This window comes from Kitasatospora phosalacinea, assembly GCF_030268885.1.
Taxonomy (GTDB): Bacteria; Actinomycetota; Actinomycetes; order Streptomycetales; family Streptomycetaceae; genus Kitasatospora; species Kitasatospora phosalacinea_C.
This window is the reverse complement of record NZ_BSSA01000011.1, coordinates 101996-122335: the sequence shown is the minus strand read 5'-3', so window position 1 is coordinate 122335 and position 20340 is coordinate 101996. Positions and strand designations below refer to the sequence as shown.

Sequence of the window (20340 nt, the reverse complement as noted above, 5' to 3'; positions counted from 1 at the left end):
CGGCGAAGGGCCGCCCCCGGTGTCGAAACTCAGTACTGCTCGGTCTCCGCGTAGCCCTGGTCGTCCAGGTCGTCGGCGCCGAAGGCGTCGGCGGCGGCGGTCGGGTCGAACCCGGGCGGGCTGTCCTTGAGGGCCAGGCCCATGCCGGCCAGCTTCGCCTTGACCTCGTCGATCGACTTCGCACCGAAGTTGCGGATGTCGAGCAGGTCGGCCTCCGAGCGGGCGACGAGCTCACCCACGGTGTGGATGCCCTCGCGCTTGAGGCAGTTGTAGGAGCGGACGGTGAGCTCCAGCTCCTCGATCGGCAGCGCCAGGTCCGCGGCCAGGGCGGCGTCCGTCGGGGACGGGCCCATGTCGATGCCCTCGGCGTCGACGTTCAGCTCGCGGGCCAGGCCGAACAGCTCGACCAGGGTCTTGCCCGCCGAGGCCATCGCGTCGCGCGGACGCATGGCCGGCTTGGTCTCGACGTCGACGATCAGCTTGTCGAAGTCGGTGCGCTGCTCGACACGGGTCGCCTCGACCTTGTAGGTGACCTTGAGCACCGGGCTGTAGATGGAGTCGACCGGGATGCGGCCGATCTCCTGGCCCGAGGCCTTGTTCTGCACGGCGGAGACGTAGCCGCGACCGCGCTCGACGGTCAGCTCCATCTCCAGCTTGCCCTTGCCGTTCAGCGTGGCGAGGACCAGCTCGGGGTTGTGCACCTCGACACCGGCCGGGGGCGCGATGTCGGCGGCGGTGACCACACCCGGGCCCTGCTTGCGCAGGTACATCACGACCGGCTCGTCGTGCTCCGAGGAGACGACCAGCTGCTTGATGTTCAGGATGAGGTCGGTGACGTCCTCCTTGACGCCCGGCACGGTGGTGAACTCGTGCAGGACGCCGTCGATCCGGATGCTGGTGACGGCGGCACCCGGGATCGAGGAGAGGAGCGTGCGGCGGAGCGAGTTGCCGAGGGTGTAGCCGAAGCCCGGCTCCAGCGGCTCGATCACGAACCGCGAGCGGAACTCGTCGACGACCTCTTCGGTCAGCGAAGGACGCTGAGCGATCAGCATGTTCTGGATCCTCCAGTTGTCTTCGGCACCCACTATTTGATGCCGATAGAACTCAAGCGTACGGGCTCCCGCGACAAACGGGAGCCCGTACGAGGTTTAAAACACCGATCGCCTGGTGACCCCAGGCGTCGCGTCAGACGCGGCGGCGCTTCGGCGGACGGCAGCCGTTGTGCGGGGTGGGGGTGACGTCCTGGATCGAGCCGACCTCCAGGCCGGTGGCCTGGAGCGAGCGGATCGCGGTCTCGCGGCCGGAGCCCGGACCCTTGACGAAGACGTCGACCTTGCGCATGCCGTGCTCCTGCGCGCGGCGGGCAGCGGCCTCGGCGGCCATCTGCGCGGCGAACGGGGTGGACTTGCGCGAGCCCTTGAAGCCCACGTGGCCGGCCGAGGCCCAGGAGATCACGTTGCCCGAGGGGTCGGTGATCGAAACGATGGTGTTGTTGAACGTGCTCTTGATGTGGGCGTGCCCGTGAGCGACGTTCTTCTTCTCCTTGCGGCGGATCTTCTTCGCGCCGGCAGCCTGACGACCCTTGGGGGGCATAAGTCTGTTCTCCTACTGAGGTGGTCGGTCCGCTAACCCGCGGGCCGGAGGGATGTCCGGTTGACGGGACGGACTACTTCTTGCCCGGCTTCTTCTTGCCGGCGATCGCGCGACGCGGGCCCTTGCGGGTACGCGCGTTGGTGTGGGTGCGCTGGCCACGGACGGGCAGGCCACGGCGGTGGCGCAGGCCCTCGTAGCAGCCGATCTCGACCTTGCGGCGGATGTCGGCGGCGACCTGGCGGCGGAGGTCACCCTCGACCTCGAAGTTCGCGTCGACGAACTTCTGCAGCTTGACGAGGTCGTCCTCGCTGATGTCGCGCACGCGGATGTCACCGCTCACGCCGGTCTCGGCGAGCGCCTGCTGGGCGCGGGTCTTGCCGATGCCGTACACGTAGGTGAGGGCGATCTCGATCCGCTTCTCGCGGGGGAGATCAACGCCGGAAAGGCGTGCCATTCAAGGCTCCTGTGGTTCTTCTCAGAGGTCTGACGCGCCGCCTACTCGCTGTCTCTCGACAGGGAGCCCCGGCCTCTGACCGGGGGTGGCAGTCCGTCCTGCCGGACGGATCGGGCGGCCCGCTTATGACGTTGGTGCGCGTCGCGCGAAGGTACTACGAGAAATGCGGGGGAGATCAGCCCTGGCGCTGCTTGTGGCGCAGGTTGTCGCAGATCACCATGACCCGGCCGTGGCGGCGGATCACCTTGCACTTGTCGCAGATCTTCTTGACGCTCGGCTTGACCTTCATGACTCAGGTTCTCCGGGGTCTAGATCTGGCGTTGTTACTTGTAGCGGTAGACGATCCGGCCGCGGGTCAGGTCGTAGGGGCTGAGCTCCACCACGACCCGGTCATCCGGGAGGATGCGGATGTAGTGCATGCGCATCTTGCCGCTGATGTGCGCGAGGACCTTGTGACCGTTCTGCAGCTCGACCTTGAACATCGCGTTCGGAAGAGACTCGATCACGGTGCCCTCGATCTCAATGGCGCCTTGCTTCTTAGCCATGAACTGCGAGATCCACCCTTCGGGGTCCGGCTACCGTATGCGGAACGCTCGTGCGAACCAGGCTTCACCTCGGTCCGGGGTTGCCCCTGGGCCGAGGGCGTGCGCGAACACGCTACGAGAGAGCCGACGCACCATCGTAAACCAAGCACCGCACCGGAGCGAAATCAGGCCCGCGCGGTGCCGCGGCTCAGCGCTTCGCGGCGACCTGGACCGGGACGACCGGGGGCACCACGGCCGTGCAGGCCGAGCAGCGGCGGGCGGCCTCGGGGATCTCGGTCAGGCACTCCGGGCAGGGGCGCTTGGGCACCGGGGGCTTCTTCGGCAGGTAGCGGGCGGTGGCCTTGGAGACCGGCAGCACCACGCAGAAGTACAGCACCGCGGCGGTCAGCACGAACGCGATCAGCACGTTCAGGAACTGGCCGTACGGGAAGGTGACGTCCGCCACCGTGAACTTGTAGGCGCTGAAGTCGCCCGCCGCGCCGACCACCACGCCGAGCACCGGGGTGAGGAAGGCGGTGACGAAGCCGGTGACCACGCCGGTGAAGGCGGCACCGATGACCACACCGACGGCCATGTCGATGACGTTGCCGCGCATCATGAAGTCGCGGAAGCCCTTGAGCACTGTCTCTCCCTGGATAGCTGCAGGTATCAGCTGATGAAAATAGGACACGGGGCCCGGAGGTCCAAACCCCCGGGCCCCGATCCCGCCGCAGTGAGAGAAGCGCCTCAGACCGCCCGGCTCAGCCCAGCGGGTCCGGCGCCGCGGTGACGCCCAGCTTGGCGAGCTCGGCCCGGCCGCCGTCGAAGGCGGTCAGCACCAGCGGGCCCTGCTCGGTGACGGCCACCGAGTGCTCCCAGTGCGAGGCCCACGTCCCGTCGGTGGTGACGACCGTCCAGTCGTCCGCCAGCACCTCGGTGTGCGGGGTGCCGAGCGAGACCATCGGCTCGATCGCCAGCACGGTGCCCGGGACGAGCTTCATGCCCTTGCCGCGGCCCGCCACGTAGTTCAGCACGTGCGGCTCCATGTGCATCGCGGTGCCGATGCCGTGGCCGCCGTACCCCTCGGTGATGCCCCACTTGCCCTTCGGCGGCAGCGGCTGGCGGCGGATGAAGCCCTCGATCGCCCGGGAGACGTCGACCAGCCGGTTGCCCTTCTTCATCTGGGCGATGCCCGCCCACATCGAGCCCTCGGTGACCTTCGACAGCATCACGTTCTCGGCCGCGGTCTCGCCGACCGCGACGGTGATCGCCGCGTCGCCGTGCCAGCCGTCCAGGATCGCCCCGCAGTCGATCGAGATCAGGTCGCCCGCCCTCAGCACCCGCTCGCCGGGGATGCCGTGCACGACCTCCTCGTTCACCGAGGCGCAGATCACGCCCGGGAACCACAGGCCGCCGTGGTCGGCACGGAAGTTGGAGGTGGCGCCGTGCTTGGCGATGACCGCGTCCGCGATGTCGTTCAGCTCCCCGGTGGTCACCCCCGGGGCGACCGCCTCGCGGCAGGCCTTCAGCGCCTCGGCGACGACCAGCCCGGCCGCCCGCATCTTGGCGATCTGCTCGGGGGTCTTGATCTCCACCATCTGGTCAACGCCTTCCACGTTCTGTATCTCGGACTGCCCTCCACCGTACGACGCACGAGACGGCCGGGCCGCCCGCTTCGGGGCGACCCGGCCGTCTCGCGACGCGTCGTGGCGTCAGGCGTTCTTGTTCTTCTCCAGGGCGGCGACCGCGCGCTCGGTCACCTCGTCCACCTTGCCGAGGGCGGAGATGGTGACCAGCAGGCCCTGCTCCTGGTAGTAGCCGATGATCGGCTCGGTCTTGGAGTGGTACTCCTCCAGCCGGACCCGCACGGCCTCCTCGGTGTCGTCCGAGCGCTGGTACAGCTCGCCGCCGCACTCGTCGCAGACGCCCTCGGTCTTCGGCGGGTTGTAGTCCACGTGGAACACGTGGGTGTCGTTCTTGCGGCACAGCCGGCGACCGGCGATCCGCTTGACGACCTCGTCCTCGGGGACCTCCAGGTCCAGCACGCCGTCCAGCGCGATGCCCTGCTCGGCCAGGAAGGCGTCGAGCGCCTCGGCCTGCACGAGGTTGCGCGGGAAGCCGTCCAGCAGGAAGCCGTGCGCGGCGTCCTCCTGGAGCATGCGGTCCTTGGCCATCCCGATGGTCACCTCGTCCGGGACCAGGCGGCCCGCGTCGGTGTACGACTTCGCCTCAAGGCCCAGCGGGGTGCCCTGGCTGATGTTCGTACGGAAGAGGTTGCCGGTGGAGATGTGGGGAATGGACAGGGTCTTGGCCAGAACGTGCGCCTGAGTACCCTTCCCGGCCCCGGGGGGTCCGACGAGGACGATTCGCATCAGCGGAGGAACCCTTCGTAATTGCGCTGCTGGAGTTGGCTCTCGATCTGCTTCACAGTTTCGAGTCCGACGCCGACGACGATGAGCACGGAGGTGCCGCCGAACGGGAAGTTGGTCTGCTGTCCGAAGGCGACCAGGGCGACCATCGGGATCAACGCGATGAGGCCCAGGTAGAGGGAACCCGGCCACGTGATGCGGGTGAGCACGTAGTTCAGGTACTCGGCCGTCGGTCGGCCGGCCCGGATGCCCGGGATGAACCCACCATACTTCTTCATGTTGTCGGCAACTTCTTCGGGGTTGAAGGAGATCGCGACGTAGAAGAAGGCGAAGAAGACGATCAGCACGAAGTAGGTGGCCATGTAGACCGGGTGGTCGCCCTTGACGAAGTGGTTCTTGATCCAGATCGCCCAGTCCGCCTGCGAGTTGGTCAGCTGCACCACCAGCGCGGGGATGTACAGCAGCGAGGAGGCGAAGATGACCGGGATCACGCCCGCCTGGTTGACCTTCAGCGGGATGTAGGTCGAGGTGCCGCCGAAGGAACGGCGGCCCACCATGCGCTTCGCGTACTGCACCGGGATCCGGCGCTGGGCCTGCTCGACGAAGATGACCAGGCAGACCACGATGATGCCGACCGCGATGACCGCGGCGAACTCGCCCCAACCGCCCAGCAGGCTGCCGGTGTTCTTGATCGCCCACATCGAGCCCGGGAAGCCGGCCGCGATGGAGGTGAAGATCAGGATGGACATGCCGTTGCCGATGCCGCGGTCGGTGATGAGCTCACCCAGCCACATGATCACGGTGGTGCCCGCGGTCATGATGATGACCATGGTGGCGATCCGGAAGACCGACTGGTTCGGCACGATGTCGTTGCCCTGCGGGCAGCCGGAGAACAGCGCGCCGCTGGACGCGGTCGCCAGGATGCCGGTGCCCTGCAGCACGGCGAGGGCGATGGTCAGGTAGCGGGTGTACTGCGTGATCTTCGCGGTGCCGGCCTGCCCCTCCTTCTTCAGGGCCTCCAGCCGCGGGATGACCACGGTGAGGAGCTGCAGGATGATGCTGGCCGTGATGTACGGCATGATGCCGAGCGCGAAGATGGTCAGCTGCAGCAGCGCGTTGCCGCTGAACAGGTTGACCAGTCCGAACAGTCCATCGCTTTGCTGCTTCACGCACGCGTGGACGGCCTGGAAGTTGATTCCGGGCATCGGAACGTGGGCGCCCAGCCGGAACAGCACCATGATGCCCAGCGTGAACAGCAGCTTCTTGCGCAGGTCGGGCGTCTGGAACGCCCGCGCGAACGCACTGAGCACGGTGCCTCCTGCGCCTCCCGCGCGTCGTCGGCGGAAGGGTCGGTCCTGATGTGGGGAAAGGGAACTTCACGGACTCTAACAGTGCCCGGGTCCCGGACAGAAGCGCGTGCGGCCGCTCCCCCACTCACGGGGTACGGCTTGCCCGGGTTTGACACACAAATCATCCGTGTGCAAGGGGCCGCAACGGCACCGGGCCCCGGCCCCTCTTTCGCAAGAGGAGCGCGGGGCCCGGTGTCCGTCCGTGCGTCGGATCGACGGCGTCAGAGCAGTTCGGTGACCGAACCGCCGGCCGCGGTGATCTTCTCGGCGGCGGAGCCGGAGACGGCGTCGACCGTCACCTGCAGCGCCACCGCGATGTCGCCCTGGCCGAGGACCTTGACGAGCTCGTTCTTGCGAACGGCGCCCTTCGCGACCAGGTCGGCCACGGTGACCTCGCCACCGTTCGGGTAGAGCTCGGCCAGGCGGTCCAGGTTCACGACCTGGAACTGCTTGTGGGCCGGGTTCTTGAAGCCCTTCAGCTTCGGCAGGCGCATGTGGAGCGGCATCTGGCCACCCTCGAAGCGCTGCGGAACCTGGTAGCGGGCCTTGGTGCCCTTGGTACCACGACCTGCGGTCTTACCCTTGGAGCCCTCACCACGACCGACGCGGATCTTGTCGGTCTTGGCGCCGGGCGCCGGACGCAGGTTGTGGATCTTGATGGGGGAGTTGTCCGCCATTTCAGTCCACCTCCTCGACCGTGACGAGGTGGCGAACGGTGTGGACCATGCCGCGGATCTCCGGGCGGTCCTCCTTCACCACGGTGTCGTTCAGCCGCTTGAGGCCGAGCGAGCGGAGGGTGTCACGGTGGTTCTGCTTGCTACCGATGTACGACTTGGTCTGGGTGACCTTCAGGCGAGCCATCAGGCGCTCACCCCAGCCGCACGAGCCCGGAGCAGCGCGGCCGGGGCCACGTCCTCCAGGGGCAGACCACGACGGGCGGCGATCTCCTCGGGGCGCACGAGGCCCTTCAGAGCGGCCACGGTGGCGTGCACGATGTTGATCGCGTTGTCCGAGCCGAGCGACTTCGACAGGATGTCGTGAACGCCGGCGCACTCCAGGACGGCACGCACCGGACCACCGGCGATGACACCGGTACCGGGGGACGCCGGCTTCAGCAGCACGACGCCGGCGGCCTTCTCGCCCTGGATGGGGTGCGGGATGGTGCCCTGGATACGGGGGACCTTGAAGAAGTTCTTCTTGGCCTCCTCAACGCCCTTGGCGATGGCGGCCGGAACCTCCTTCGCCTTGCCGTAACCGACACCCACGGTGCCGTCACCGTCGCCCACCACGACCAGCGCGGTGAAGCTGAAGCGACGACCACCCTTGACAACCTTGGCGACACGGTTGATCGCGACGACACGCTCGACGTAAGCGGTCTTCTCGGCGACCGGGGCGCCGCCCCGCTCGTCCCGCTTACGGTCGCGCCGCTCGCCACCGGTGCCGCCGCCGGCGCCGCTACCGCGGCGCTGGGGTCCAGCCATTGGAATTACCTCTCTCGTTTACGTCCGCCGACAGAGTCGACGAGCGGCTTAGAAGTCGAGCCCGGACTCGCGGGCCGCGTCCGCCAGGGCGGCGATGCGGCCGGCGTACCGGTTGCCCGCGCGGTCGAAGACGACCGACTCGACGCCGGCGGCCTTGGCGCGCTCGGCGACCAGGCTTCCGACCTTCTTGGCCAGCTCGGTCTTGTCGCCCTCGGTGCCCTTGATGGACACGTCGAGGGTGGACGCCGACGCCAGGGTGTGACCCTTGGCGTCGTCGATGACCTGGGCGACCATGTGGCGGTTCGAACGCGTCACGACGAGGCGCGGACGCACCTCGGTGCCGACGACGCGCTTGCGAACGCGAATGGCACGGCGCTTGCGGGCGGCGTTCTTGTAGGCGTTGCCCTTGCCGATCTTGACAGAGACGCTCATCGCTTACTTACCACTCTTTCCGACCTTGCGGCGGATGACCTCGCCCGCGTACTTGACGCCCTTGGCCTTGTACGGGTCGGGCTTGCGCAGCTTGCGGATCTTCGCGGCGACCTCGCCGACCTTCTGCTTGTCGGTGCCGTCCACGTGGAACTTGGTGGGCGTCTCGACGACGAAGGAGATCCCCTCCGGCGCGGTGACCAGGATCGGGTGGCTGTAGCCCAGCGCGAACTCCATGTCGGAGCCCTTCGCCGTGACTCGGTAGCCGACGCCGCTGATCTCCAGCGACTTGCGGTAGCCCGCGGTCACGCCGGTGATCATGTTCGCCACCAGCGTGCGCGACAGGCCGTGCAGGGCCTTCGACTGACGCTCGTCGTTGGGGCGGGTGACGACCAGAGTGCCGTCCTCGCCCTTGCCGATCTCGATCGGCGCGGCGACGACGTGGGTGAGCGAGCCCTTGGGGCCCTTCACCGTGACCGTCTGGCCGTCGATGGTGACGTCCACACCAGCGGGAACCTGGATGGGCAGCCGTCCAATGCGCGACATTGCTGTACCTCCGTTTCCCGAATTACCAGACGTAGGCGAGAACTTCTCCGCCTACGCCCTTCTTGGCGGCCTGCTTGTCGGTCAGGAGGCCGGAGGACGTGGAGATGATCGCCACGCCCAGGCCGCCGAGCACCTTCGGCAGGTTGGTGGACTTTGCGTACACACGCAGACCCGGCTTGCTGATGCGCTTGATGCCGGCGATGGAACGCTCGCGGTTGGGGCCGAACTTGAGCTCGATGGTCAGCTTCTTGCCGACCTCGCCCTCAGCGGGCTCCTCAACCTTGTAGGAGGAGATGTACCCCTCCTGCTGCAGGATCTCGGCGACGTGCGCCTTGATCTTGCTGGCCGGCATCGCCACGGAGTCGTGGTACGCCGAGTTCGCGTTACGCAGACGCGTGAGCATGTCTGCGATGGGGTCGGTCATGGTCATGGTGGCCTCAGGCCTCTCCCGCCGTGGTTTCTCCGCGCCAGGTCCCCCTCCGCGCACTCGGTGGAGTGCGAAAGGGGCACAAGCGCAGGGGACCTGCGACGTAGTAAGACTGGGTGTTGCGGGCCCTCACAGGAAGGCCGCGGCTCGCCCGAAGGGGACGCCGCAGCAGGGGCCCGACCCCAACACCTTACGGGATCCCTCGCGGGAACCCAAAAGCGTCGAGGTCGGGCACACTGCTCGCCGATGTCAGAACAACCGGTAAGGGATTACCAGGAGCTCTTGGTCACGCCCGGCAGCTCGCCGCGGTGCGCCATCTCACGGAGGCAGACACGGCACAGGCCGAACTTGCGGTACACCGAGTGCGGACGGCCGCAGCGCTGGCACCGGGTGTACGCCCGGACGCCGAACTTCGGCTTGCGCTCGGACTTAGCGATCAGGGCCTTCTTCGCCATGGCTCACGCCTCCTTGAACGGGAAGCCCAGAGCGCGCAGCAGCGCCCGGCCCTCATCGTCGGTCTGAGCGGTGGTCACGACGGTGATGTCCATACCGCGCTGACGGTCGACCTTGTCCTGGTCGATCTCGTGGAACATGACCTGCTCGGTCAGACCGAAGGTGTAGTTGCCACGGCCGTCGAACTGCTTCGGCGAGAGGCCGCGGAAGTCACGGATACGCGGCAGCGCCAGCGACACCAGACGGTCCACGAACTCCCACATGCGGTCACCACGGAGGGTGACGTGGGCGCCGATCGGCTGGCCCTCGCGCAGCTTGAACTGCGCGATGGACTTGCGGGCCTTGGTGACGGCCGGCTTCTGACCGGTGATCGCGGTCAGGTCCTTGATGGCACCCTCGATCAGCTTGCTGTCACGGGCGGCCTCGCCGACACCCATGTTGACCACGACCTTGACCAGGCCGGGGATCAGCATGACGTTCTCGTACGAGAACTGCTCGTTCAGCTGACCCTTGACCTCGGAGAGGTACTTCTCCTTGAGGCGGGGGGTCACCTTCTCAACAGTCGTCTCAGACATCAGATGTCCTCACCGGTCCGCTTGGCAACGCGGATCTTGTTGCCCTGGTCGTCAAAGCGGTAGCCGACGCGGGTGACGACCTTCTTGCCGTCCTTCTCCACGACCAGCTGGACGTTGGAGACGTGCACCGGGGCCTCGACGGTCACGATGCCACCCTGGGTGCCGGGGCCCGGCTTGGTGTGCTTCTTGACCCGGTTGACACCCTCGACCAGGACCTTGTTCTCAGCGGGGATGGCCTGGATGACCTTGCCCTGCTTGCCCTTGTCCTTGCCGGTGATGACCTGGACCAGGTCACCCTTCTTGATCTTCATGCTGTTCGCCATGAGATTAGAGCACCTCCGGCGCCAGCGAGATGATCTTCATGAACTTCTTGTCGCGCAGCTCGCGGCCCACCGGGCCGAAGATGCGGGTACCACGGGGGTCGCCATCGGTGTTCTTGAGAACAACCGCGGCGTTCTCGTCGAAGCGGATGTACGAACCGTCCGGACGACGGCGCTCCTTGACGGTGCGAACGACGACGCACTTCACGACGTCGCCCTTCTTCACCGAACCGCCGGGGATCGCGTCCTTGACGGTGGCGACGATGACGTCCCCGATACCGGCGTAGCGGCGACCGGAGCCACCGAGAACGCGGATGCAGAGAATCTCCTTGGCACCCGTGTTGTCGGCGACGCGCAGTCGCGACTCCTGCTGGATCACAGCTTTCTCCTGATCGTCAACAAGTGTTGACGGGCCGGCCGCTGCTCACACCCGCGCCCCTGGGGGCCTGGTGCACATACGGCCGTACCGCGAACAACCTTGTTACTTGGCCTTCTCGAGGATCTCGACGACGCGCCAGCGCTTCGTCGCGGACAGCGGCCGGGTCTCCATCAGGAGGACACGGTCGCCGACACCGCACGCGTTCTGCTCGTCGTGCGCCTTCAGCTTGTTGGTACGGCGGATGACCTTGCCGTACAGCGCGTGCTTGACGCGGTCCTCGACGGCGACGACGACGGTCTTGTCCATCTTGTCGCTGACGACGAGACCCTCACGGGTCTTGCGGAAACCGCGCGTCTCGTTGGTGTTCTCAGTCATCAGGCGTTCTCCACCGTCTCGATGCCCAGCTCGCGCTCGCGCATCAGGGTGTAGATCCGCGCGATGTCCTTACGGACCAGCCGGAGCCGTCCGTGGTTGTCGAGCTGCCCGGTCGCCGCCTGGAAGCGGAGGTTGAACAGCTCCTCCTTGGCCTCACGGAGCTTGGCAACGAGGGCCTCGTTGTCCAGTTCGCGAAGCTCAGCAGCCTTGGTAGCGGCCGACATCAGCTCTCACCGTCCTCGCGCCGAACGATCCGGCACTTCATCGGAAGCTTGTGCGCGGCACGGGTGAGCGCCTCGCGAGCAATCTTCTCGTTCGGGTACGACAGTTCGAACATGACCCGACCCGGGTGCACGTTCGCGATCCACCACTCCGGCGAACCCTTACCGGAACCCATGCGGGTCTCGGCCGGCTTCTTGGTGAGCGGGCGGTCCGGGTAGATGTTGATCCAGACCTTGCCGCCACGACGGATGTGACGGGTGATCGCGATACGAGCGGACTCGATCTGGCGGTTCGTCACGTAGGCCGGGGTCACGGCCTGGATGCCGAACTGGCCGAACGCCAGCTCGGTGCCACCCTTGGCAGCGCCGCGGCGCTTCGGGTGGTGCTGCTTGCGGTGCTTGACCCGACGGGGGATCAGCATTGCGGTCAGGCCTCCGTTCCGGTGTTCTCGGCAGCCGGAGCCTCGGCCACCGGGGCCGCGGGGGCCTCGGCAGCGGCGGGACGACGGCCGCGGCCACCGCGCTCGCCACCGCGACGCTCGCCACCGCGGGCGGGACGACCGCCCTCGGGACGGGCCGGGCGGTTGCCGGAGCGGGCAGCGGCGTTCTCAGCGCGGACCTCGGCGATGTTCTTGACGTCGCCCTTGTAGATCCAGACCTTCACGCCGATGCGGCCGAAGGTGGTCTTGGCCTCGAAGAAGCCGTAGTCGACGTTCGCGCGCAGGGTGTGCAGCGGCACACGGCCCTCGCGGTAGAACTCCGAACGGCTCATCTCGGCGCCGCCGAGACGACCGGAGCACTGGACCTTGATGCCCTTGGCGCCGGCCTTCATGGTCGACTGCATGCTCTTGCGCATGGCGCGACGGAAGGAGACGCGGGAGGACAGCTGCTCCGCGACGCCCTGAGCCACGAGCTGGGCGTCCAGCTCGGGGTTCTTGACCTCGAGGATGTTCAGCTGGACCTGCTTGCCGGTCAGCTTCTCCAGGTTGCCCCGGATCTTGTCGGCCTCCGCGCCGCGGCGGCCGATCACGATGCCCGGACGGGCGGTGTGGATGTCCACGCGGACGCGGTCACGGGTGCGCTCGATCTCCACCTTCGAGATGCCGGCGCGCTCCATGCCCTTCGTCATGAGACGCCGGATGGCGACGTCTTCCTTGACGTAGTCCTTGTACAGCTTGTCGGCGTACCAGCGGGACTTGAAGTCCGTGCTGATGCCGAGGCGGAACCCGTGCGGGTTAACCTTCTGGCCCATTACCGGGTCCCTTCCTTGCTGCTGACGACCACGGTGATGTGGCTGGTCCGCTTGCGGATCCGGTAGGCACGGCCCTGGGCGCGCGGACGGAACCGCTTCAGGGTCGGACCCTCGTCAACGTACGCCTCGGAGATGTAGAGGTCGTCCACGTTGGAGTGGTTGTAGTTGTGCGCGGCGTTGGCGATGGCGCTGTTGAGCACCTTGCCGACCGGCACGGTGGCGGCCTGCGGAGCGAAACGCAGGACCGCCTGGGCCTCCGTGGCCGGCAGGCCACGGATGAGGTCCACCACGCGGCGGGCCTTCATGGGCGTGACGCGGATGTACCGCGCCTGGGCCCTGGCTTCCATGGTTGTCCCCTTAATGGAGTAAGTCACTTTGTCGTTCTGGCGCTACAGCTCGCGGAGCAAATCGCGATTAGCGACGCTTCGACTTGCGGTCTTCCTTCACGTGCCCCTTGAAGGTGCGCGTGGGAGCGAACTCGCCGAGCTTGTGGCCGACCATCGACTCGGTGACGAACACCGGGACGTGCTTGCGGCCATCGTGAACCGCGATCGTGTGGCCCAGCATGGCCGGGGAGATCACGGAACGACGGGACCAGGTCTTGATGACGTTCTGCGTGCCCGCCTCGTTCTGCACGTCCACCTTCTTCTGAAGGTGGTCGTCGATGAAGGGGCCCTTCTTGAGACTGCGCGGCATCTGACCTGCTCCTAGCGCTTCTTGTTGGTCTTGCGGCGGCGCACGATGAGCTTGTCCGACGCCTTGTTCGGGCGACGGGTGCGGCCCTCGGGCTTGCCCCACGGCGAGACCGGGTGGCGACCACCGGAGGTCTTACCCTCACCACCACCGTGCGGGTGGTCGATCGGGTTCATGGCCACACCGCGGACGGTCGGGCGGACGCCCTTCCAGCGCATACGGCCGGCCTTGCCCCAGTTGATGTTCGACTGCTCGGCGTTGCCGACCTCGCCGACGGTCGCGCGGCAGCGCGCGTCCACCAGGCGGATCTCACCGGAGGGCATGCGCAGGTGCGCCATGCGGCCCTCACGGGCGAGCAGCTGAATGCCGGCACCCGCGGAGCGGGCCAGCTTGGCGCCACCGCCGGGACGGAGCTCCACCGCGTGGATGGTGGTACCGACCGGGATGTTGCGGAGCGGCAGGTTGTTGCCCGGCTTGATGTCGGCGCCAGCGCCGTTCTCGATCCGGTCACCCTGCGCGACGCCACGGGGGGCGATGATGTAGCGCTTCTCGCCGTCCGCGTAGTGCAGGAGCGCGATGCGCGCGGTGCGGTTCGGGTCGTACTCGATGTGCGCGACCTTGGCCGGCACGCCGTCCTTGTCGTGACGACGGAAGTCGATCAGACGGTAGGCGCGCTTGTGACCGCCACCCTGGTGGCGAGCGGTGACACGACCGGCGTTGTTACGGCCGCCCTTGCTGTGCAGCGGGCGAACCAGCGACTTCTCCGGCGTGGACCGCGTGATTTCGACGAAGTCGGCCACGCTGGAGCCACGACGGCCCGGCGTAGTCGGCTTGTACTTGCGGATACCCATTTCTGTCCTCGTCCTTTACGACGATCGCAGTCCCTGACCCGAGGGTCAGGCGACCGGACCACCGAAGATGTCGATGCGGTTGCCCTCGGCCAGCGTCACGATCGCGCGCTTGGTGTCCTTGCGCTTGCCGAAACCGGTGCGGGAGCGCTTGCGCTTGCCCTGCCGGTTCAGCGTGTTCACGGCCTCGACCTTGACCGAGAAGACCGCCTCGACGGCCTGCTTGATCTGGGTCTTGTTGGCACCGGGAGCCACGACGAACGTGTACTTGTTCTCGTCGAGGAGCGAGTAGCTCTTCTCGGAGATGACCGGCTTGATCAGGACGTCACGGGGGTCCGTGAACGTCTTGGAGGTGATCTCGCTCATCAGGCGGCAGTCCCTTCGAGCTCGCCCTCAGCAGCAACGGCCTTGGCGGACGCGGCCGGACCGGCCACGAAACGCTCGAAGGCGGCCTGGGTGAAGACCACATCGTCGGAGACGAGCACGTCGTAGGTGTTCAGCTGGCCGGCGTCCAGGATGTGCACGTTCGGCAGGTTGCGAGCGGACAGGATGCCCAGCTCGTCCTCGCGCTCGACCACCAGGAGGAGGTTCTTGCGCTCGGAGATCTTGCCGAACAGGACCTTGGCGGCCTTGGTCGACGGAGCCTCGGTCGCGGTCACGCCGGTGACGACGTGGATGCGCTCGTGGCGGGCCCGGTCGGTGAGCGCGCTGCGCAGGGCGGCGGCGATCATCTTCTTCGGGGTCCGCTGCGAGTAGTCGCGCGGCACGGGACCGTGCACGACGCCACCACCGGTGAACTGCGGCGCGCGGGTCGAGCCCTGACGGGCGCGGCCGGTGCCCTTCTGGCGGTACGGCTTCTTGCCGCCACCACGGACCTCGCCACGGCGCTTGGCCTTGTGGGTGCCCTGACGGGCAGCGGCGAGCTGCGCCACGACGACCTGGTGCATCAGCGGGACGCTGACCTTGGCGTCGAAGATCTCGGCGGGCAGCTCCAGGCTGCCGGCCTTGTCGCCGGAGGGCGACAGGATGTCAATGGTGCTCATATCCTTCACAGCCCCTTCGCCGCGGTGCGGACGAGGACGAGGCCGCCGTTCGGACCCGGGATCGCGCCCTTGATGAGGAGCAGACCCTTCTCCGCGTCGACCGCGTGCACGGTCAGGTTCTGGGTGGTCACACGCTCGTGGCCCATCCGACCCGCCATGCGCAGGCCCTTGAACACACGGCCCGGGGTGGCGCAGCCACCGATGGAACCGGGCGAGCGGTGCTTGCGCTGGGTGCCGTGACCGGCGCCGAGGCCCTTGAAGTTGTGACGCTTCATGACACCGGCGAAGCCCTTGCCCTTGGAGGTGCCGGTCACGTCGACCTTGACACCCGCCTCGAAGGTCTCGGCGGTGACTTCCTGGCCCAGGGTGTACTCGGAGGCGTCCGAGGTACGGATCTCGACCAGGTGGCGGCGGGGGGTGACACCGGCCTTGGCGAAGTGGCCCTGGAGGGGCTTGTTCACCTTGCGGGGGTCGATCTCGCCGAAGCCGAGCTGCACGGCGTCGTAGCCGGCCGGGCTGTCGGCGGTGTGGACCTGGGTCACGACATTCGGCCCGGCCTTGACGACGGTCACCGGGACGACCCGGTTGTTCTCGTCCCAGACCTGGGTCATGCCGAGCTTCTCGCCCAGGATGCCCTTAATCTGCTTAGCCATCTTCGGTGCGCCTCTCAGAGCTTGATCTCGATGTCGACGCCGGCCGGCAGGTCGAGACGCATCAGCGAGTCAACCGTCTTCGGCGTGGGGTCGAGGATGTCGATCAGACGCTTGTGAGTGCGCATCTCGAAGTGCTCGCGCGAGTCCTTGTACTTGTGCGGCGAGCGGATGACGCAGTACACGTTCTTCTCAGTGGGCAGCGGCACCGGGCCCGCGACCTGCGCACCAGTCCGGATCACCGTCTCGACGATCTTCTTCGCCGAGGAGTCGATGACCTCGTGGTCGTAGGCCTTGAGCCGGATGCGGATCTTCTGTCCCGCCATGGCTACTTCGTAGTCCTTTGTGTCGTCCGTTGCTGCACGACTCCCCTTCCGACCCCCGCGCTCGGGCGTGTCGCCCTCGCGCTTGCAAAAAACCGGCGAAACGATCTCGTCGGCTTCGAACTGCTGGGTGGGGTGGAGCCGGGTCGATACCCCGCACACGCTTCCCGGAAGATTCCCGTACTTTCGCCCCGCAGCTGCCGCGGTGTCGCTTACACACCACTGCACCCACACACAGCACGTGGGCACATGGACGGCCATTCACGGGAACGACGAGTACGTGGGACTCGCTTCCGGTCCTCCCGGCGGGAGGCGCGCAGCATCGGTACTCAACCGAGCAACTCAGACATCCTGCCACAGAACGCGGGCGATACGCCAATCGGGTTCACCCGCTGGGGTGCACGTCACACCCGCTGCGCGCTCGCCAAACCTCTCCCCCGCCGGAAAAACGCCGAGGGCCCGGCCCACTCCCGCGAAGGAGTGGACCGGGCCCCGGAGTTGACCGGAGGTCAGATCGTCAATTACTTGAGGATCTTGGTGACCTGGCCGGCGCCGACGGTGCGGCCACCCTCACGGATGGCGAACTTGAGGCCCTCCTCCATGGCGACGGGCTGGATCAGCGCGACGGTCATGGCGGTGTTGTCGCCCGGCATGACCATCTCGGTGCCCTCGGGGAGGGTCACGACGCCGGTCACGTCGGTGGTGCGGAAGTAGAACTGCGGACGGTAGTTGTTGAAGAAGGGGGTGTGACGGCCACCCTCGTCCTTCGACAGGATGTAGGCCTGGGCCTCGAAGTCGGTGTGCGGGGTGACCGAACCCGGCTTGATGATGACCTGGCCGCGCTCGACGTCCTCGCGCTTGATGCCGCGGAGCAGCAGACCGACGTTCTCACCGGCCTGGCCCTCGTCGAGCAGCTTGCGGAACATCTCGATACCGGTGACCGTGGTGGTGGTCTTGGTGGTCTTGATGCCGATGATGTCGACGGTCTCGTTGACCTTGAGGATGCCGCGCTCGATGCGGCCGGTGACGACGGTGCCACGACCGGTGATCGTGAAGACGTCCTCGATCGGCATCAGGAACGGCTGGTCGGTGAGGCGGGCCGGGGTCGGGATGGCCTCGTCGACGGCGTGCATCAGGCCGAGGAGCTTCTCGCCCCACTCCTTGTCGCCCTCGAGCGCCTTCAGCGCCGAGACGCGGACGACCGGCAGGTCGTCGCCCGGGAACTCGTACTCGGAGAGGAGCTCGCGGACCTCGAGCTCGACGAGCTCCAGGATCTCCTCGTCGTCCACCATGTCGGCCTTGTTCAGGGCGACGACGATGTAGGGGACGCCGACCTGGCGGGCCAGGAGGACGTGCTCCTTGGTCTGCGGCATCGGGCCGTCGGTGGCGGCGACGACGAGGATCGCACCGTCCATCTGGGCCGCACCGGTGATCATGTTCTTGATGTAGTCGGCGTGACCCGGGCAGTCGACGTGGGCGTAGTGACGCGCCTCGGTCTGGTACTCGACGTGCGCGATGGAGATGGTGATACCGCGCTGACGCTCCTCCGGCGCCTTGTCGATCTGGTCGAACGGCGTGAAGGGGTTGATGTCCGGGTACGCGTCGTGCAGCACCTTGGTGATGGCCGCGGTCAGCGTGGTCTTACCGTGGTCGATGTGACCGATGGTGCCGATGTTGACGTGGGGCTTCGTCCGCTCGAACTTCGCCTTCGCCACTGCAGTCCTCCTGAGGACAGTTCTGTACGCCGTACGACGTCAGTTGGTCTGGATCGGGTTTTTGGTAACGGGGCGCTGGTGTCGCGCCCCGTAGCCGTCCCGCGGGTGGGGGTGCCGGAGGGCTCCCGGGCGGAACCCGGACGGGTGAGCGTCCGGGTGCCCTCCTTCTAGCCTAAAGGGTCTGGTTCGTCCCGATTACCGGGACGTCACTCGCCCTTGGCCTTGGCGATGATGTCGTCCGCCACGTTCCGCGGAACCTCGGCGTACGAGTCGAACTGCATCGAGTAGCTCGCGCGACCAGAGGTCTTGCTGCGCAGGTCACCGACGTAGCCGAACATCTCGGAGAGCGGCACCAGCGCCTTGACGACGCGGGCACCGTGACGCTCCTCCATGGCCCGGATCTGGCCACGGCGGGAGTTGATGTCGCCGATCACGTCGCCCATGTAGTCCTCGGGGGTGGTGACCTCGACGGCCATCATCGGCTCGAGCAGAGCCGGCGACGCCTTCTTGGCACCTTCCTTGAACGCCATGGAACCGGCGATCTTGAACGCCAGCTCGGACGAGTCGACGTCGTGCGACGCACCGTCGAGCAGGCTGACGCGGACGCCCTGGAGCGGGTAGCCGGCGAGCACGCCGAACTCCATGGCCTCCTGGCAACCGGCGTCGACCGAGGGGATGTACTCCTTCGGAACGCGGCCACCGGTGACCTTGTTCACGAACTCGTAGCCCTCGCCGGACTCCAGCGGCTCGATCGCGATCTGGATCTTCGCGAACTGGCCGGAACCACCGGTCTGCTTCTTGTGCGTGTAGTCGATGCGCTCGACGGCCTTGCGGATCGTCTCGCGGTACGCCACCTGCGGCTTGCCGACGTTGGCCTCGACCTTGAACTCGCGGCGCATGCGGTCGACCAGCACCTCGAGGTGCAGCTCGCCCATGCCGGCGATGATCGTCTGGCCGGTCTCCTCGTCGGTGTTGACCTGGAAGGACGGGTCCTCCTCGGCCAGGCGCTGGATGGCGACACCCAGCTTCTCCTGGTCGCCCTTGGACTTGGGCTCGATCGCGACGCGGATGACCGGGGCCGGGAAGTCCATGGACTCCAGGATGACCGGCTGCTTCTCGTCGGACAGCGTCTCACCGGTGGTGGTCTGCTTGAGGCCCATGACGGCGACGATGTCGCCGGCGCCCACCGAGTCGATCTCCTCACGCTTGTTCGCGTGCATGCGGTAGATCTTGCCGATGCGCTCCTTCTTGCCCTTGACGGAGTTCAGCACCGAGGTGCCGGACTCCAGGCGGCCGGAGTACACGCGGACGAAGGTGAGCTTGCCCAGGTGCGGGTCCGACATGATCTTGAACGCGAGCGCGGCGAGCGGCTCGTCGTCCGAGGCCTGGCGGACGATCTTCTCGTCGGGGTTGTTCGGCTTGGTGCCCTCGATGCCCTCGATGTCGAGGGGCGACGGCAGGTACTTCACAACCGCGTCGAGCAGGGGCTGGACGCCCTTGTTCTTGAAGGCGGAGCCGCAGAAGATCGGGGTGAAGTCCGAGTTCAGCGTGCCCTTGCGGATCGCGGCGACCAGCAGCTCCTCGGGGATGTCCTCGCCCTCCAGGGCGAGCTCCATCACCTCGTCGCTGACGTTCGACACGGTGTCGATCAGGGCCTCGCGGTACTCCGCGGCCTTGTCGGCGAGGTCGGCCGGGATGTCGACGACGTCGTACATCTCGCCCTTGGGCGCGTCCGCGGACCAGACCAGGGCCTTCATCTTCACCAGGTCGACGACGCCGGAGAAGTCGGCCTCGGCGCCGATCGGCAGCTGCATGACCAGCGGGGTGGCGCCGAGGCGGTCCACGATGGTCTGCACGCAGAAGTAGAAGTCGGCACCCGTGCGGTCCAGCTTGTTGATGAAGCAGATGCGCGGGACGCCGTAGCGGTCAGCCTGCCGCCACACGGTCTCGGACTGGGGCTCGACACCGGCGACGCCGTCGAACACCGTCACGCCACCGTCGAGCACGCGCAGCGAGCGCTCCACCTCGACGGTGAAGTCGACGTGGCCCGGGGTGTCGATGATGTTGATGGTGTTGTCGACACCGTCGAGGGTCCAGTGACAGGTCGTCGCGGCCGACGTGATGGTGATGCCGCGCTCCTGCTCCTGCTCCATCCAGTCCATCGTGGCAGCGCCGTCGTGGACCTCACCGATCTTGTACGAGACACCGGTGTAGAACAGGATCCGCTCGGTGGTGGTGGTCTTGCCCGCGTCGATGTGCGCCATGATCCCGATGTTGCGGACCTTGGCGAGGTCAAGGGAGGTTGCAGCCATGGTGGCTCG

General features: G+C 67.0%; 32 protein-coding genes. All 32 read right to left on the bottom strand.

Annotated features, from left to right (window positions below):
• Window positions 1-29 precede the first annotated feature (29 nt).
• Entirely contained in the window at window positions 30-1052 is a 1023-nt protein-coding gene (locus QSK52_RS17970) for a DNA-directed RNA polymerase subunit alpha (RefSeq protein WP_030457404.1), read from the bottom strand.
• Window positions 1053-1185: 133 nt separating this feature from the next.
• Window positions 1186-1593: a 30S ribosomal protein S11 gene (gene rpsK, locus QSK52_RS17965; RefSeq protein ID WP_014136257.1), complete on the bottom strand. Its 408-nt coding sequence runs from the start codon at window positions 1591-1593 to the stop codon at window positions 1186-1188.
• A 73-nt stretch (window positions 1594-1666) separates the two neighbouring features.
• Window positions 1667-2047, bottom strand: coding sequence for a 30S ribosomal protein S13 (gene rpsM / locus QSK52_RS17960; protein WP_033250918.1), 381 nt, complete (start codon window positions 2045-2047; stop codon window positions 1667-1669).
• 175 nt (window positions 2048-2222) lie between these two features.
• Window positions 2223-2336, bottom strand: coding sequence for a 50S ribosomal protein L36 (gene rpmJ / locus QSK52_RS17955; RefSeq protein WP_003956441.1), 114 nt, complete (start codon window positions 2334-2336; stop codon window positions 2223-2225).
• 34 nt (window positions 2337-2370) lie between these two features.
• Complete coding sequence (gene infA, locus QSK52_RS17950) at window positions 2371-2592, bottom strand: translation initiation factor IF-1 (RefSeq protein WP_003956442.1); 222 nt, start codon at window positions 2590-2592, stop codon at window positions 2371-2373.
• A gap of 187 nt (window positions 2593-2779) precedes the next feature.
• Window positions 2780-3214 (bottom strand): large conductance mechanosensitive channel protein MscL, encoded by a 435-nt coding sequence (gene mscL, locus QSK52_RS17945; protein WP_285737078.1) that lies wholly within the window; start codon window positions 3212-3214, stop codon window positions 2780-2782.
• A 118-nt stretch (window positions 3215-3332) separates the two neighbouring features.
• Window positions 3333-4169, bottom strand: a complete 837-nt coding sequence (map, locus tag QSK52_RS17940) for a type I methionyl aminopeptidase (RefSeq protein ID WP_285737077.1) — start codon at window positions 4167-4169, stop codon at window positions 3333-3335.
• Window positions 4170-4283: 114 nt separating this feature from the next.
• Complete coding sequence (locus QSK52_RS17935; protein WP_285737076.1) at window positions 4284-4943, bottom strand: adenylate kinase; 660 nt, start codon at window positions 4941-4943, stop codon at window positions 4284-4286.
• Window positions 4943-6250, bottom strand: coding sequence for a preprotein translocase subunit SecY (gene secY, locus QSK52_RS17930; protein ID WP_285737075.1), 1308 nt, complete (start codon window positions 6248-6250; stop codon window positions 4943-4945). The genes QSK52_RS17935 and secY overlap by 1 nt, the downstream gene beginning before the upstream one ends.
• Before the next feature lie 260 nt (window positions 6251-6510).
• Complete coding sequence (gene rplO, locus QSK52_RS17925; protein WP_285737074.1) at window positions 6511-6966, bottom strand: 50S ribosomal protein L15; 456 nt, start codon at window positions 6964-6966, stop codon at window positions 6511-6513.
• A 1-nt stretch (window position 6967) separates the two neighbouring features.
• On the bottom strand, window positions 6968-7150 hold the full coding sequence (gene rpmD / locus QSK52_RS17920; RefSeq protein WP_014136270.1) for a 50S ribosomal protein L30: 183 nt from the start codon (window positions 7148-7150) through the stop codon (window positions 6968-6970).
• Window positions 7150-7770 (bottom strand): 30S ribosomal protein S5, encoded by a 621-nt coding sequence (gene rpsE, locus QSK52_RS17915; RefSeq protein ID WP_030457410.1) that lies wholly within the window; start codon window positions 7768-7770, stop codon window positions 7150-7152. The genes rpmD and rpsE overlap by 1 nt, the downstream gene beginning before the upstream one ends.
• 48 nt (window positions 7771-7818) lie before the next feature.
• Complete coding sequence (gene rplR, locus QSK52_RS17910; RefSeq protein WP_014136272.1) at window positions 7819-8202, bottom strand: 50S ribosomal protein L18; 384 nt, start codon at window positions 8200-8202, stop codon at window positions 7819-7821.
• Window positions 8203-8205: 3 nt separating this feature from the next.
• Complete coding sequence (gene rplF, locus QSK52_RS17905) at window positions 8206-8745, bottom strand: 50S ribosomal protein L6 (protein WP_285737073.1); 540 nt, start codon at window positions 8743-8745, stop codon at window positions 8206-8208.
• Window positions 8746-8767: 22 nt separating this feature from the next.
• Window positions 8768-9175 (bottom strand): 30S ribosomal protein S8, encoded by a 408-nt coding sequence (gene rpsH, locus QSK52_RS17900; RefSeq protein WP_238862988.1) that lies wholly within the window; start codon window positions 9173-9175, stop codon window positions 8768-8770.
• A gap of 266 nt (window positions 9176-9441) precedes the next feature.
• Entirely contained in the window at window positions 9442-9627 is a 186-nt protein-coding gene (locus tag QSK52_RS17895; RefSeq protein WP_008747480.1) for a type Z 30S ribosomal protein S14, read from the bottom strand.
• A 3-nt stretch (window positions 9628-9630) separates the two neighbouring features.
• Window positions 9631-10200 carry a 50S ribosomal protein L5 gene (gene rplE, locus QSK52_RS17890; RefSeq protein ID WP_285737072.1) on the bottom strand — a complete coding sequence of 190 codons (570 nt, stop codon included), beginning with the start codon at window positions 10198-10200 and terminating at the stop codon, window positions 9631-9633.
• Window positions 10200-10511 (bottom strand): 50S ribosomal protein L24, encoded by a 312-nt coding sequence (gene rplX / locus QSK52_RS17885; RefSeq protein ID WP_033214113.1) that lies wholly within the window; start codon window positions 10509-10511, stop codon window positions 10200-10202. Before rplX ends, rplE begins: the two co-directional genes overlap by 1 nt.
• A gap of 16 nt (window positions 10512-10527) precedes the next feature.
• Window positions 10528-10899, bottom strand: coding sequence for a 50S ribosomal protein L14 (gene rplN, locus QSK52_RS17880; RefSeq protein ID WP_030300391.1), 372 nt, complete (start codon window positions 10897-10899; stop codon window positions 10528-10530).
• 102 nt (window positions 10900-11001) lie between these two features.
• A complete protein-coding gene (gene rpsQ, locus QSK52_RS17875; protein ID WP_014136278.1) occupies window positions 11002-11274 on the bottom strand; it encodes a 30S ribosomal protein S17 in 273 nt (90 codons plus the stop codon).
• Window positions 11274-11498 carry a 50S ribosomal protein L29 gene (gene rpmC, locus QSK52_RS17870; protein WP_030457414.1) on the bottom strand — a complete coding sequence of 75 codons (225 nt, stop codon included), beginning with the start codon at window positions 11496-11498 and terminating at the stop codon, window positions 11274-11276. The genes rpsQ and rpmC overlap by 1 nt, the downstream gene beginning before the upstream one ends.
• Window positions 11498-11917, bottom strand: coding sequence for a 50S ribosomal protein L16 (gene rplP / locus QSK52_RS17865; protein WP_030457415.1), 420 nt, complete (start codon window positions 11915-11917; stop codon window positions 11498-11500). The genes rpmC and rplP overlap by 1 nt, the downstream gene beginning before the upstream one ends.
• Window positions 11918-11922: 5 nt before the next feature.
• Window positions 11923-12747 (bottom strand): 30S ribosomal protein S3, encoded by an 825-nt coding sequence (rpsC, locus tag QSK52_RS17860; protein WP_285737071.1) that lies wholly within the window; start codon window positions 12745-12747, stop codon window positions 11923-11925.
• Window positions 12747-13094 (bottom strand): 50S ribosomal protein L22, encoded by a 348-nt coding sequence (gene rplV, locus QSK52_RS17855; protein WP_014136282.1) that lies wholly within the window; start codon window positions 13092-13094, stop codon window positions 12747-12749. Before rplV ends, rpsC begins: the two co-directional genes overlap by 1 nt.
• A 67-nt stretch (window positions 13095-13161) precedes the next feature.
• Window positions 13162-13443, bottom strand: coding sequence for a 30S ribosomal protein S19 (gene rpsS, locus QSK52_RS17850; protein WP_014136283.1), 282 nt, complete (start codon window positions 13441-13443; stop codon window positions 13162-13164).
• Between the two features lie 11 nt (window positions 13444-13454).
• Window positions 13455-14291: a 50S ribosomal protein L2 gene (gene rplB, locus QSK52_RS17845; RefSeq protein ID WP_111554922.1), complete on the bottom strand. Its 837-nt coding sequence runs from the start codon at window positions 14289-14291 to the stop codon at window positions 13455-13457.
• 45 nt (window positions 14292-14336) lie between these two features.
• Window positions 14337-14654: a 50S ribosomal protein L23 gene (gene rplW / locus QSK52_RS17840; RefSeq protein WP_033214018.1), complete on the bottom strand. Its 318-nt coding sequence runs from the start codon at window positions 14652-14654 to the stop codon at window positions 14337-14339.
• A complete protein-coding gene (gene rplD, locus QSK52_RS17835; RefSeq protein WP_285737070.1) occupies window positions 14654-15331 on the bottom strand; it encodes a 50S ribosomal protein L4 in 678 nt (225 codons plus the stop codon). The genes rplW and rplD overlap by 1 nt, the downstream gene beginning before the upstream one ends.
• Window positions 15332-15336: 5 nt before the next feature.
• On the bottom strand, window positions 15337-15984 hold the full coding sequence (gene rplC, locus QSK52_RS17830; protein WP_285737069.1) for a 50S ribosomal protein L3: 648 nt from the start codon (window positions 15982-15984) through the stop codon (window positions 15337-15339).
• Window positions 15985-15998: 14 nt separating this feature from the next.
• A complete protein-coding gene (gene rpsJ / locus QSK52_RS17825; protein ID WP_012785157.1) occupies window positions 15999-16307 on the bottom strand; it encodes a 30S ribosomal protein S10 in 309 nt (102 codons plus the stop codon).
• A gap of 518 nt (window positions 16308-16825) precedes the next feature.
• Window positions 16826-18019 carry an elongation factor Tu gene (gene tuf, locus QSK52_RS17820; RefSeq protein ID WP_285737068.1) on the bottom strand — a complete coding sequence of 398 codons (1194 nt, stop codon included), beginning with the start codon at window positions 18017-18019 and terminating at the stop codon, window positions 16826-16828.
• 206 nt (window positions 18020-18225) lie between these two features.
• The gene (gene fusA, locus QSK52_RS17815; RefSeq protein ID WP_285737067.1) at window positions 18226-20331 is read right to left on the bottom strand and encodes an elongation factor G; all 2106 of its coding nucleotides are present in this window, start codon (window positions 20329-20331) and stop codon (window positions 18226-18228) included.
• Window positions 20332-20340: the final 9 nt, after the last annotated feature.

Coding starts and splice junctions, on each gene's coding strand:
- rplF (WP_285737073.1), bottom strand. CDS start 8,745: ATGTCGCGCATTGGACGGCTGCCCATCCAGGTTCCCGCTGGTGTGGAC.
- rplC (WP_285737069.1), bottom strand. CDS start 15,984: ATGGCTAAGCAGATTAAGGGCATCCTGGGCGAGAAGCTCGGCATGACC.
- rplO (WP_285737074.1), bottom strand. CDS start 6,966: ATGGCGGACAACTCCCCCATCAAGATCCACAACCTGCGTCCGGCGCCC.
- rpmD (WP_014136270.1), bottom strand. CDS start 7,150: ATGGCTCGCCTGAAGGTCACCCAGACCAAGTCGTACATCGGTAGCAAG.
- rplE (WP_285737072.1), bottom strand. CDS start 10,200: ATGTCTGAGACGACTGTTGAGAAGGTGACCCCCCGCCTCAAGGAGAAG.
- rpsK (WP_014136257.1), bottom strand. CDS start 1,593: ATGCCCCCCAAGGGTCGTCAGGCTGCCGGCGCGAAGAAGATCCGCCGC.
- rpmJ (WP_003956441.1), bottom strand. CDS start 2,336: ATGAAGGTCAAGCCGAGCGTCAAGAAGATCTGCGACAAGTGCAAGGTG.
- rplR (WP_014136272.1), bottom strand. CDS start 8,202: ATGAGCGTCTCTGTCAAGATCGGCAAGGGCAACGCCTACAAGAACGCC.
- fusA (WP_285737067.1), bottom strand. CDS start 20,331: ATGGCTGCAACCTCCCTTGACCTCGCCAAGGTCCGCAACATCGGGATC.
- rplV (WP_014136282.1), bottom strand. CDS start 13,094: ATGGAAGCCAGGGCCCAGGCGCGGTACATCCGCGTCACGCCCATGAAG.
- map (WP_285737077.1), bottom strand. CDS start 4,169: ATGGTGGAGATCAAGACCCCCGAGCAGATCGCCAAGATGCGGGCGGCC.
- rpmC (WP_030457414.1), bottom strand. CDS start 11,498: ATGTCGGCCGCTACCAAGGCTGCTGAGCTTCGCGAACTGGACAACGAG.
- rplB (WP_111554922.1), bottom strand. CDS start 14,291: ATGGGTATCCGCAAGTACAAGCCGACTACGCCGGGCCGTCGTGGCTCC.
- rplX (WP_033214113.1), bottom strand. CDS start 10,511: ATGAAGATCAAGAAGGGTGACCTGGTCCAGGTCATCACCGGCAAGGAC.
- rplP (WP_030457415.1), bottom strand. CDS start 11,917: ATGCTGATCCCCCGTCGGGTCAAGCACCGCAAGCAGCACCACCCGAAG.
- QSK52_RS17935 (WP_285737076.1), bottom strand. CDS start 4,943: ATGCGAATCGTCCTCGTCGGACCCCCCGGGGCCGGGAAGGGTACTCAG.
- QSK52_RS17895 (WP_008747480.1), bottom strand. CDS start 9,627: ATGGCGAAGAAGGCCCTGATCGCTAAGTCCGAGCGCAAGCCGAAGTTC.
- rpsM (WP_033250918.1), bottom strand. CDS start 2,047: ATGGCACGCCTTTCCGGCGTTGATCTCCCCCGCGAGAAGCGGATCGAG.
- rpsQ (WP_014136278.1), bottom strand. CDS start 11,274: ATGACTGAGAACACCAACGAGACGCGCGGTTTCCGCAAGACCCGTGAG.
- rpsJ (WP_012785157.1), bottom strand. CDS start 16,307: ATGGCGGGACAGAAGATCCGCATCCGGCTCAAGGCCTACGACCACGAG.
- rpsH (WP_238862988.1), bottom strand. CDS start 9,175: ATGACCATGACCGACCCCATCGCAGACATGCTCACGCGTCTGCGTAAC.
- rplD (WP_285737070.1), bottom strand. CDS start 15,331: ATGAGCACCATTGACATCCTGTCGCCCTCCGGCGACAAGGCCGGCAGC.
- infA (WP_003956442.1), bottom strand. CDS start 2,592: ATGGCTAAGAAGCAAGGCGCCATTGAGATCGAGGGCACCGTGATCGAG.
- rpsS (WP_014136283.1), bottom strand. CDS start 13,443: ATGCCGCGCAGTCTCAAGAAGGGCCCCTTCATCGACGACCACCTTCAG.
- rpsC (WP_285737071.1), bottom strand. CDS start 12,747: ATGGGCCAGAAGGTTAACCCGCACGGGTTCCGCCTCGGCATCAGCACG.
- QSK52_RS17970 (WP_030457404.1), bottom strand. CDS start 1,052: ATGCTGATCGCTCAGCGTCCTTCGCTGACCGAAGAGGTCGTCGACGAG.
- rplW (WP_033214018.1), bottom strand. CDS start 14,654: ATGAGCGAGATCACCTCCAAGACGTTCACGGACCCCCGTGACGTCCTG.
- rpsE (WP_030457410.1), bottom strand. CDS start 7,770: ATGGCTGGACCCCAGCGCCGCGGTAGCGGCGCCGGCGGCGGCACCGGT.